We start from the raw sequence: 2,700 nt of genomic DNA, 5'->3' as shown, positions 1-2,700 counted from the left end.
CCGCGTCTCCACGCGCCGCCAGCGCCCCCGAGGATACCGAGAACATGACCGAGATAGCCAACGCTTCCCACGAAATCACCGTACAGCCCAGCGGCCGCGCCTTCGCCACGCAGGGCAGCGAGACCATCCTGGCCGCCGCCATCCGCTGCGGCGTGGGCCTGCCCTATGGCTGCAAGGACGGTGCCTGCGGCTCCTGCAAGTGCAAGAAGCTGCTCGGCGAGGTCACCCATGGCGCCCACTCGGAAAAAGCGTTGACCGCCCAGGAAGAGGCCGACGGCTATGTGCTGACCTGCTGCGCCACGCCCAGCACCTCGGTGGTGCTGGAGTCGCGCCAGGTGACCGATGCCAGCGCCTTCCCGATCAAGAAGATGCCCGTGCGCGTGGCCACGCTGGAGAAGAAGTCGCACGACGTGATGCAGGTGCGCCTGCAGCTGCCCGCTGCAGACAAGTTCCGCTACCACGCAGGCCAGTACGTGGAATTCATCCTGCGCGACGGCGCCCGCCGCGCCTACTCCATGGCCACGGCCCCCCATGTGCAGGACACGGCACCGGGGCTGGAGCTGCACATCCGCCACATGCCGGGCGGCAAGTTCACCGACCACGTGTTCGGCGCCATGAAGGAAAAGGAAATCCTGCGCGTGGAGGGCCCGTTCGGCAGCTTCTTCCTGCGCGAGGACAGCGACAAGCCCCTCATCTTCCTGGCTTCGGGAACGGGCTTCGCCCCCATCAAGGCGCTGCTGGAGCACATCCGCCACAAGGGCATCACCCGCTCCGTCACCCTGTACTGGGGAGGACGCCGGCCCGAGGACCTCTACCTCGACGCCTGGGTGCGCGAGCAGGCCGAGGCCATGCCCCAGCTGTGCTATGTGCCCGTGGTCTCCGAGGCGCTGCCGGAAGACGGCTGGACCGGCCGCACGGGCTTCGTGCACCAGGCCGTGCTGGACGACTTTGCCAACTTGTCCGGCCATCAGGTCTATGCCTGCGGTGCACCCATCGTGGTCGATTCGGCACGCCATGCCTATGTGGAGCAACGCGGCCTGCCGGCGGAAGAGTTCTACGCGGACGCGTTCACCTCCGAGGCCGACAAGGCTTCCTGAGTGCGCAGAAGGTGGCACGGATCAAGCAATACGCAGAAAAACTGCTTCCCATACCTGCGCGCAGCCAGGTGTCGCAATTTTTTTGCACAATAGCGCCCCTATGAACCGTAGAAACAGCCTTCTCTCGGTCATGGCGGCCGCTGCTGCCCTGGCCTCCCCGCTTGCCCTGGCGCAAGAGCCCATCCGCCTGATCGTGCCCTATGCGCCCGGCGGTCCGCTGGACATCACCGCGCGCGCGCTGGCCGAGCGGGTGCGTGACTCCCTGGGGGTGGTGATCATCGACAACAAGGCCGGCGCCGGCGGCAACATCGGCGCCGACGCCATTGCCCGCGCCACGCCGGACGGCATGACCATCGGCTTGGCCGCCACGGCCACCCATGCCGTCAATCCCTGGCTGTACACCAAGATGCCCTACGACGCGGGCAAGGACTTCGCGGGCATCACCCAGATGGTGCGCGTGCCCAACGTGCTGGTGATGAATGCGGCCCGTGCCGAGCAGCTCAAGATCCACAGCGTGGCCGACCTGATCGCCTACGCCAAGTCCCACCCCGGCAAGCTCAACTACGGCAGCGGCGGCAACGGCAGCGCAGGCCACCTGGCCGGCGAAATGCTCAAGCAAAAAGCCGGCATCTTCGCCCTGCACGTGCCCTACCGTGGCGCCAACCCGGCCCAGCTGGCCCTGCTGTCGGGCGAGGTGGACTTCAACATCGACAACCTGGCTGCCGCTGCGCCTAATATCCGCTCGGGCAAGCTCAAGGCGTTGGCCGTGACCTCGCTGAACCCCACCACGCTGCTGCCCGGCGTGCCCGCGCTGTCCAAGACCTTCCCCGGCTTTGCCATCGATACCTGGTGGGGCCTGGTCGCCCCGGCCGGCACGCCCAAGCCCGTGCTGGACAAGCTGAGCCGGGCCTTTGCCGACGCACTGGCCGCGCCCGAGACCAAGACCCGCTTCGAGACCCTGATGGCCGAGCCCGTGTCCTCCACGCCCGCCGAGTTCGACAGGTTCATGGCGGCCGAGCGCGCCAAGTACCAGACCATCGTCAAGGCCTCCGGAGCGAAGGTGGACTGAGCCGATCCACCGCGTCCCGCCTGGCAAAAAGCCGCAGCCGCCCTCAGGGCGCTGCGGCTTTTTCATTCAGGCCCCTGTCGGGATTCAGGCTTGCCGGAGATGCCAGCCAGGCTTGTGCGCCAGGCAGATGCCCTGCCCCGCCACGGCCTGCAGCTGCGCGGGCGTGACGCGCTCAGGCGCGATCTCGGCCAGCGGCACAAGCACGAAGGCGCGCTCGTGCATGCGCGGGTGCGGCACGCTCAGGCGCGGCAGCGCGATGCGCTCGTCGCCCCACAGCTCGATGTCCAGGTCCAGCGTGCGCGGCGCATTGCGGTAGGGGCGCTCGCGCCCGGCCGCCAGTTCGATGGCCTGCAGCGCATCGAGCAGCGCCAGCGGCTGCAGCGTGGTGCGCACAGCGGCCACGGCGTTCAGATAGTCGGGACCGCTGGAATCGATGGGCGCCGTGCTGTAGAGCGAGGAGACGGCCAGCCCTGGTCCATGCACAGTTCCAGCACGTATGCGATCCATTCGATCAACCCCAGTTCGGTCAGATTG

At 67.7% G+C, this 2,700-nt stretch carries 3 protein-coding genes; 2 read left to right on the top strand and 1 reads right to left on the bottom strand.

Features of this window, described 5'->3' with window-relative positions; translation table 11 throughout:
* The first annotated feature begins 44 nt into the window (after positions 1 to 44).
* Positions 45 to 1,097, top strand: coding sequence for a CDP-6-deoxy-delta-3,4-glucoseen reductase (locus tag L995_RS30835; RefSeq protein ID WP_047475282.1), 1,053 nt, complete (start codon positions 45 to 47; stop codon positions 1,095 to 1,097).
* A gap of 100 nt (positions 1,098 to 1,197) precedes the next feature.
* A complete protein-coding gene (locus L995_RS30830) occupies positions 1,198 to 2,166 on the top strand; it encodes a Bug family tripartite tricarboxylate transporter substrate binding protein (protein ID WP_047475281.1) in 969 nt (322 codons plus the stop codon).
* Positions 2,167 to 2,250: 84 nt separating this feature from the next.
* Here the strand turns inward: L995_RS30830 and folK are convergent.
* A partial coding sequence (gene folK, locus L995_RS30825) for a 2-amino-4-hydroxy-6-hydroxymethyldihydropteridine diphosphokinase (protein WP_052195902.1) occupies positions 2,251 to 2,700 on the bottom strand: 450 nt, incomplete at its 5' end.

Source organism: Delftia sp. ZNC0008 (assembly GCF_000799035.1).
GTDB classification, from domain to species: domain Bacteria; phylum Pseudomonadota; class Gammaproteobacteria; order Burkholderiales; family Burkholderiaceae_C; genus Comamonas; species Comamonas tsuruhatensis.
The sequence above is the reverse complement of the archived record's forward strand: the minus strand, read 5'-3'. Positions and strand labels throughout refer to the sequence as shown.